Raw genomic sequence first — 6,659 nt, 5'->3', positions numbered from 1 at the left:
CCCCACGCGGAATGTATGAGAAGCCCGCGAACGTATTCGTCGCCGGGTTCATCGGCTCCCCCGCCATGAACCTCATCGAAGTCCCGATCGTCGACGGCGGCGTACAACTCGACGGCCTGGTCGTCCCGGTCGCACGCGAGGCCCTGGACCAGGCGGTGGCCGGCGGGGCGCAGACGCTGACCCTGGGCGTACGGCCGGAATCCTTCGACCTGGTCGGCAACGCCGAAGGCGCCATCTCCATGGAAGTCAACCTGGTCGAGGAACTGGGCGCCGACGCCTTCGCCTACACCTCGGCCAAGGTCGGAGACCGCAACGTCGATCTGATCATCCGGGTCGACGCGCGGGCGGTGCCGCTGAAGGGTGACACGCTGTACGTCAAGCCCCACGGGCACGAGACCCACCTGTTCTCCACCACCAGCGGCGAGCGCCTGGAGGGCTGAGTTCCGAGCGCAAAGGGTGCCCCGGTCCACGATGCTGGACCGGGGCATTCGCAGCGAATTCCTGGGCTGGGGCTCCACCATTTGTCGGTGGTGGACGCAATAGGCACCGCGCACTCCGGCAGCCAAAGCACCCCAAGGCCAGCCGACGCGGGTGCGTCGAAATCAATGCAGGTGGGTTTTCCCCGACCTCTGGCAATCGGCGACGGTCGATCGTATATAAGTATTCTGAGTTCCGTCGCCCCGGAGGTGCCCAGTGACCCAAACAGCGACAGCGGCTCCGGTTTGCCCGCGCGACCACGCGGACTGGACCGTCGGCGTGTTGTGCCCGGACTGCGCCAACTACATCGTGCTCGGCGCCGTGCCCCGGCGTTCCGGTCGGGTGCTGCGCTGGCCGATCGCGCTGCTGTTGCTTTGCTTCCTGACCGCGCTTTTCCTGGTCAACCGAGAACGTGCGCAGTGGCCGGCCTTTATGTTCGTGGTACTCGCACTGCTGCACGTGTTCTCGCTCGCCTTCTCCAAAGGCGCGACACTGCGCCTCACCGCCGTCGGCACGCTGCTCTATACCGCCGGCTGGTTTGCCTGGTGGCTCGCCCGCGACGCCGAGCTGTGGAGGAAGGCCGGCTTCAAGTGGACACCGATCGTGCTGTGGGGTCTGGGCTTCCTGTACGCGCTGCTACTGGGAACCACGCGCGGCCAGCGCTTTCACCGCGGCTTCGCGACCTTCTTCCTCACCTCGGCGACGCTCGTCCTCGGAATGTGGGCAGTACTCTGCGCCGACGTCCAATACGGCCTGGGGTATTCGTGGCTCCCCTCGGCCGCGCTGCTCGCCGCCGCGTTCACCCCGCTCCTGGCCATCGTCATCGACATCGCCGCCGGCGGGCAGACGACGCGGTTGCCCGCCACCTTCTCTGCGGCGCTGGGAGCGGTAAGCACCTATCTCGCGGTCGTCGAGGTCGTCATCAGGGCCCTGAACCACCTGGAACAGACGCTGCCGTCCCGGGTCCTCGGCCGGCCGGAGCGGGCGTGGCCCGATCCGTGGTGGTTCGAGCTGCTGCCTTGGCGAGTCGTGGTCGGCACGGCCGGCGCCGTGGCTGCCGGGGCCATACTGCTGGCCTCCAGCGTGACAGCGGTCAGCGCCGATTTCTCTCGCACCACGCCCGACTTCTTGTTGCCCCGTATCGAATACACCGCGGCCCGGCTCACCTCCTCCGCGGACCCTGCCTCACGAGTGGCCGAACACACCCGCCTCGTCGTACTGCGCGCGGCCCGCTCCTGCTACCTCGCCGCCCTGTTCATCGGCCGAGTCGCAGCCGAGCTGGCCGACGAACTCGCCCAAGCGGCTCTCCGCCTGGGCCGGTCCCTCCTGGCGGCCATACGCTGGTTCCTGCTCCCCCTCGCCTGCTTCTCGACAATCGCCCTCCTGCTCATCAGCGTCATACACAGCCTGGTCAGCGAGGTACCGCAGCCCACTGCCACCGCCCAGGCCAACAGCTCGGCGACAATCTGGGGCGGCCTGGTCTGCGCCGCCGCGGTCGTCCTGACACTGTGCGGCCTGGCCTTCAGCCTCGCCGCGGTGAGCCCGACCCGCCTAGGGTCCCGCAACGCCCTACTGCCGGCGTCTGTGATAGCGGCACTGTTCGGAATGATGATGACGCTCGCCACTCCCCTGCTATGGTTCCTCAGCTCCGCCCTCGGCCGAGTCCACATCCACCCCGCAGGCCTCGGCCTGGGCCCGCTGGTACGCGCCAACCTGATCGTGGTGTTGGTCTGCGTAACCGCAATAGTGATCGCGGTACTGGCCAACGAGGGATTCACTACGGGCGCTCCGGCACTGAATCCGACCACTGCAACGGCGCCGAACCGCCGCCTCGTGCTCGCAGGGCTGATCGTGCCACTGGCCCTTACCGGACTGTTCGCGGTGATCAGCGGTCATGGACTGCTCAGCAGTTGGATCGACAGTTTCAGCTGATGCGGCCTCACCTGAATAGGTGACGGAAGCGCCCGCCCGAGTCTTGGCACCATGGGCCCGGACAGCGCCGGTCTCAGTTGCTCAAGGGAGCCACCATGCGGATCAACAGTCCGGGCTCCGCGCTCGGCGGTCCGGAGTTCTGGCGGGCTTAGCGAGCCGTGGCAGACGCACCAGACCCGGTTCGTAGATCTGGACGCTTGACGACGGCAGCGGTTCAGCCACCAAAGCTCGTCCCGGACAACAAGTAGGTTGGCCAGGTGGAGACAACATATGAGGATCTGCCAGCAGAGTTGACGACTGAGCGGCTGCGATTGCGGCGCTGGCTGCCGTCGGATGCTGAGCAGTACCGCGGGTTGTGGGTTGAGCGGGACCCGCGCGCGTTGCGGCGAATCGACGCGGAAGGGCGTCCGACGGTCGACGATCTCCGCGAGCGGATCACCCGGAATCCCCAGGGAGCGGAGCCCGGGCTGGGCCTATTGCCGATCGAGCTGCGGGAAACGGGAGAGTTCATCGGATACTGCGGGTTGACCGTCAACGGGGCGTCTTTCGACGAACCCGAGATCGCGTTCGAGCTCGCTCGGAGAGCTCATGGTCGCGGGTATGCCACTGAGGCCGCGCGTGCGGTCGTCGAAGCCGCGGCCCGGACGGGCCGGCGGCGGCTGTGGGCGACCGTGCGGGAGTGGAATGCGGCGTCGTTCCGTGTGCTGGAGAAGCTTGAGTTCGTTCGGAGCGGTCGCGTCGACGAGGATGCCGAGCGCGGTGATTCGATCTGGTTAACACGGGTGCTTGACCAGGCCTAGGCGGTCTCATTCCTGTTGCAAGGGCATCCCTGGGACGACATCGCTGATGGTCAGCTGCTGTGGACGATGCTGTAGACACCCCAGCCCATAGCGGTGAGCACAGCGGCGAAACATAGCCCTGCGATCAGCTTGCCCAGCATGTTCGGCCTGGGGGCGGCTGCCGTTGGCGAGCCCGCCGTCTCGTCCGATGGGGCCAGCGCGAGCAGCCCGAGGGCGAAGAGAGCGGGCAGCCCTGCGCCGGCCAGCAGGCCGATCACGACGATCTTCCACAGCGCGTCCAGATTGATCCAGGAGTTCACGGTCTTCGCTTCCCTTCAGCTGTTCACAGGGCCGCACCGGCCGGCGCGGTGCGCGCGGGTGCCAACGATCCCGACCACTGGCTGTTGACGTTCGACGCCGTCACCGTGGTGCGGCGCGAGGCGAGGTAGAGGCCGGTCACGCTCGCGGCGAGCACCACGAAGACGGTGGAGATGCCGGCCGTGCCGCCGATGCCGTCAGCCGTGGCGTAGGCGGCCGCGCCGACCAGGCCGGCGGCGGGCAGCGTCAGCACCCAGGCCAGCGCCATCCGGGCCGCGACGGACCAGCGGACCGCGGCTCCGGCCTTGCCCACGCCCGAGCCGAGGATCGAGCCGGTGGCGACGTGGGTCGTGGACAGCGAGTAGCCGAACCTGCTGGACAGCAGGATCACCGCGGCCGAGGCCGACTCGGCGGCCATCCCCTGCGGCGCCTCGATCTCCACCAGACCCTTGCCCAGAGTCCTGATCACCCGCCAGCCGCCGGCGTAGGTGCCCAGGCTGATCGCCAACGCGCAGGAGACGATGACCCATACCGGGGCTTTCGCGTGCGCCGTGAGCGAGCCGTTCGCGATCAGCGCCAGGGTGATGATGCCCATGGTCTTCTGCGCGTCGTTGGTGCCGTGCGCCAGGGAGACCATCGACGCGGACCCGATCTGTCCGAGTCTGAAGCCGCGGCCCCGCAGGTCGGCCGACACGCCGCGGGTGATGCGGTACACGAAGAAGGTGCCCACGACCGCGACCAGCCCCGCGATCACCGGCGACAGCAAGGCGGGCAGCACGACCTTGGAGGTCAGGCCGTGCCACTGCACCGCGTGGCCGCCCGCCGCGGCCAGGCTCGCCCCGACGACCCCGCCGATCAGGGCATGCGAGGAACTGGAGGGAAGACCCAGGTACCAGGTGGCGAGATTCCACAGGATGCCGCCGGCCAAGCCGGCGAACACCACCGTGAGCGTCACCAGGTGGGTCTGGACCAGCCCGTTGGCGATCGTCGCGGCGACGCTGAAGGACAAGAACGCGCCGGCCAGGTTCAGGACGCTGGACACGGCGACGGCGATCCGGGGCGGCAGTGCTCCGGTCGCGATGGACGTGGCCATCGCGTTGCCGGTGTCGTGGAAACCGTTGGTGAAGTCGAAGCCCAGCGCTGTGGCCACCACGAGCGCGAGCAGGACACTGTTGCCAGTCACCGGACGCCGGTAACCGAACGGCGCCGTTGGAAACCCATATTCGGCGCGCTATCCGAAACCCGCGTTCTGTTCATCTGATGTCACCTGGGTCTTGCCGTGCGTTCGCGGATGAACACCGTCCTACCGTCTTCGAAACCGGGCATCTCACCTCGGCGTCCGGATCCCCTGTCCTGGACTCCCGTGGTGGTCCTGCCGAGTCCGACACCACGCTCCTCGCAACTTCGCGCCCGCAAGCCGCAACCGAGGCATGTGGTTGGGCGTGACAGATAACCAGGGCCGGTCGGTCGGACCCTTATAGGGCAAGCAGATCAGGGGGGCGGATGCGGGATCCGAGTAGCTTCGACGACTTCTACCACGGCTGTGCGAAACGGGTGACGAGCCACATCCACGCGATGGTCGGAAGTCTGGCTGAAGCCGAAGACATCGTGCAAGACGCGTTCACCAAGGCCTGGCAGCACTGGGACAAGATCTCCCACTATGCGGATCCTGAGGCATGGGTTCGCACCGTGGCGTTCCGCATCCAGGTGAGCCGATGGCGCAAGGCCAGCAACAGAATCCGGGCGCACCGGCGACACGGCTTGCCGGCCGACGAGCCGGCATTGAGCCCGGACTACGTCGCGATCATCGCCGCCCTGCGCAAAATCAATGTCGGTCAACGCCAAGCGATCGTTCTCCACTACCTGGTCGGCCTGTCGATCGACGAGATCGCGGACGAGACAGGCGTCGCAGCCGGCACCGTCAAGGCACGGCTCTCGCGAGGACGCCAAGCACTGGCCACCCACCTCTCCGACCTGGCCCCGCAAATCCGCCCCATTGCCACGGAGGTGTCGAACGATGGATGAGGACTTCACCACGGCGATCCAGCGCGGAGCACGCGAGCTCGCCGACCAGACGGACCTGACCCCGGTCCGCCTCATCCGCGCACAGGGCGACCAACGCCGTCGGCGTCACGCCGTCGCCGGCGTGGGACTGGCTCTCATCGCGGCCACCGCCATCGGAACCGGACTCCTCCGCTTCAGCGGACCTGGGCAGCACAGCCCGGTACCGCCAACCATGACTCCGACGACCTCCCAAAGCGCCAGCCGGCCCAGTAGCCCCACTAGCCCTGAGAACTCCCAGAGCCCCGACGCCGAACACACAACGACCACGCCGACTCCGGACGCCTCCAAGCCTCCCGCCAGCGAACACACCTCAGCCACGGACCCGAAATCCTTGGCAGACTGCAAGATGACCCAACTGAAGATCACACTCGGCCAAGGCGGCGCCGGCCTGGGACACAGCGATCTGCCCCTCCTCTTCCTCAACACCGGCTCGACAGCCTGCCGACTGCACGGATACCCCGAAGTCAAAGCCCTCGACTCCCACCAACACGTCATGGCCCAGGCCCGACAGACCCCCAACGGCTACATGGGAGGCCTGGTGGCCAACAGCACGCCGCTCCCAACCGTGGACCTCAGCCCAGGACAGTCCGCGTCCGCACTCGTGGAGGCGTCGAACTTCAACATCCCTGACGGCAGCGCCTGCGCGGCATACAGCTCACTACAGATCACGGCACCGAACGAAACACGATCCATCAATCTCAGCGTGACAGGGGGCGGCTGCAGCGACCTGCAAGTCCATCCAATCGTCCCTGGCAACACCGGCCAATCGAGGTAGCGAGACGAGCGGGATGGGCGGCTGGGCGGCTGGGCAGGGGCTTCGGCTTGCTGGATCAGGTCGGCCAAGTCGTCGACGTTGCGCTGGCCACCGGCTCAAGCAGGGGGAAATCAGGGCCCTGCGGCAGGCCGCATAGCAAAGGCCGGGGCCGGCTTCTCTAGGGAAACCGGCCCACGACCCAGCTGACTGAGCATCCACATGAACGCAGAGGCCCAGCCGCAGTAGTGTCAAACCGCGCTGCGGGAATCGCGCCGATATTCTCTCCAACGCAAGAGGTGACAGCATCAGGCATCTCTAACGCGGCCCGAGTAGGG

7 protein-coding genes are annotated in these 6,659 nt (G+C 67.3%); 5 read left to right on the top strand and 2 right to left on the bottom strand.

Annotation, left to right across the window (positions count from 1 at the left end; all coding sequences use genetic code 11):
- The 3 genes from ABD481_RS16160 to ABD481_RS16150 form a co-directional block, all read left to right on the top strand.
- A partial coding sequence (locus ABD481_RS16160) for an ATP-binding cassette domain-containing protein (protein ID WP_486323364.1) occupies nucleotides 1-440 on the top strand: 440 nt, incomplete at its 5' end.
- Nucleotides 441-693: 253 nt separating this feature from the next.
- The gene (locus tag ABD481_RS16155) at nucleotides 694-2,409 is read left to right on the top strand and encodes a hypothetical protein (protein WP_344666478.1); all 1,716 of its coding nucleotides are present in this window, start codon (nucleotides 694-696) and stop codon (nucleotides 2,407-2,409) included.
- Nucleotides 2,410-2,666: 257 nt separating this feature from the next.
- Nucleotides 2,667-3,209, top strand: coding sequence for a GNAT family N-acetyltransferase (locus ABD481_RS16150; protein ID WP_344666477.1), 543 nt, complete (start codon nucleotides 2,667-2,669; stop codon nucleotides 3,207-3,209).
- 50 nt (nucleotides 3,210-3,259) lie between these two features.
- Here the strand turns inward: ABD481_RS16150 and ABD481_RS16145 are convergent, their stop codons facing one another.
- Nucleotides 3,260-3,508, bottom strand: a complete 249-nt coding sequence (locus ABD481_RS16145; protein ID WP_344666476.1) for a hypothetical protein — start codon at nucleotides 3,506-3,508, stop codon at nucleotides 3,260-3,262.
- 23 nt (nucleotides 3,509-3,531) lie between these two features.
- A complete protein-coding gene (locus ABD481_RS16140) occupies nucleotides 3,532-4,689 on the bottom strand; it encodes an inorganic phosphate transporter (RefSeq protein ID WP_344666475.1) in 1,158 nt (385 codons plus the stop codon).
- A gap of 320 nt (nucleotides 4,690-5,009) precedes the next feature.
- On the opposite strand from ABD481_RS16140, the gene ABD481_RS16135 reads away from it, so the two are divergent.
- Entirely contained in the window at nucleotides 5,010-5,531 is a 522-nt protein-coding gene (locus ABD481_RS16135) for an RNA polymerase sigma factor (protein ID WP_344666474.1), read from the top strand.
- The gene (locus ABD481_RS16130) at nucleotides 5,524-6,345 is read left to right on the top strand and encodes a DUF4232 domain-containing protein (RefSeq protein WP_344666473.1); all 822 of its coding nucleotides are present in this window, start codon (nucleotides 5,524-5,526) and stop codon (nucleotides 6,343-6,345) included. The genes ABD481_RS16135 and ABD481_RS16130 overlap by 8 nt, the downstream gene beginning before the upstream one ends.
- The last annotated feature ends 314 nt before the right edge of the window (nucleotides 6,346-6,659 follow it).

Source organism: Catenulispora yoronensis (assembly GCF_039531695.1).
GTDB classification, from domain to species: domain Bacteria; phylum Actinomycetota; class Actinomycetes; order Streptomycetales; family Catenulisporaceae; genus Catenulispora; species Catenulispora yoronensis.
Note: the sequence above shows the minus strand (reverse complement) of the source record. Positions and strands in the feature narration are given on the sequence as shown.

What these genes read in the sequence shown, in the direction of transcription:
- ABD481_RS16130 (WP_344666473.1), top strand. Translation starts at nt 5,524, where the DNA reads ATGGATGAGGACTTCACCACGGCGATCCAGCGCGGAGCACGCGAGCTC.
- ABD481_RS16135 (WP_344666474.1), top strand. Translation starts at nt 5,010, where the DNA reads ATGCGGGATCCGAGTAGCTTCGACGACTTCTACCACGGCTGTGCGAAA.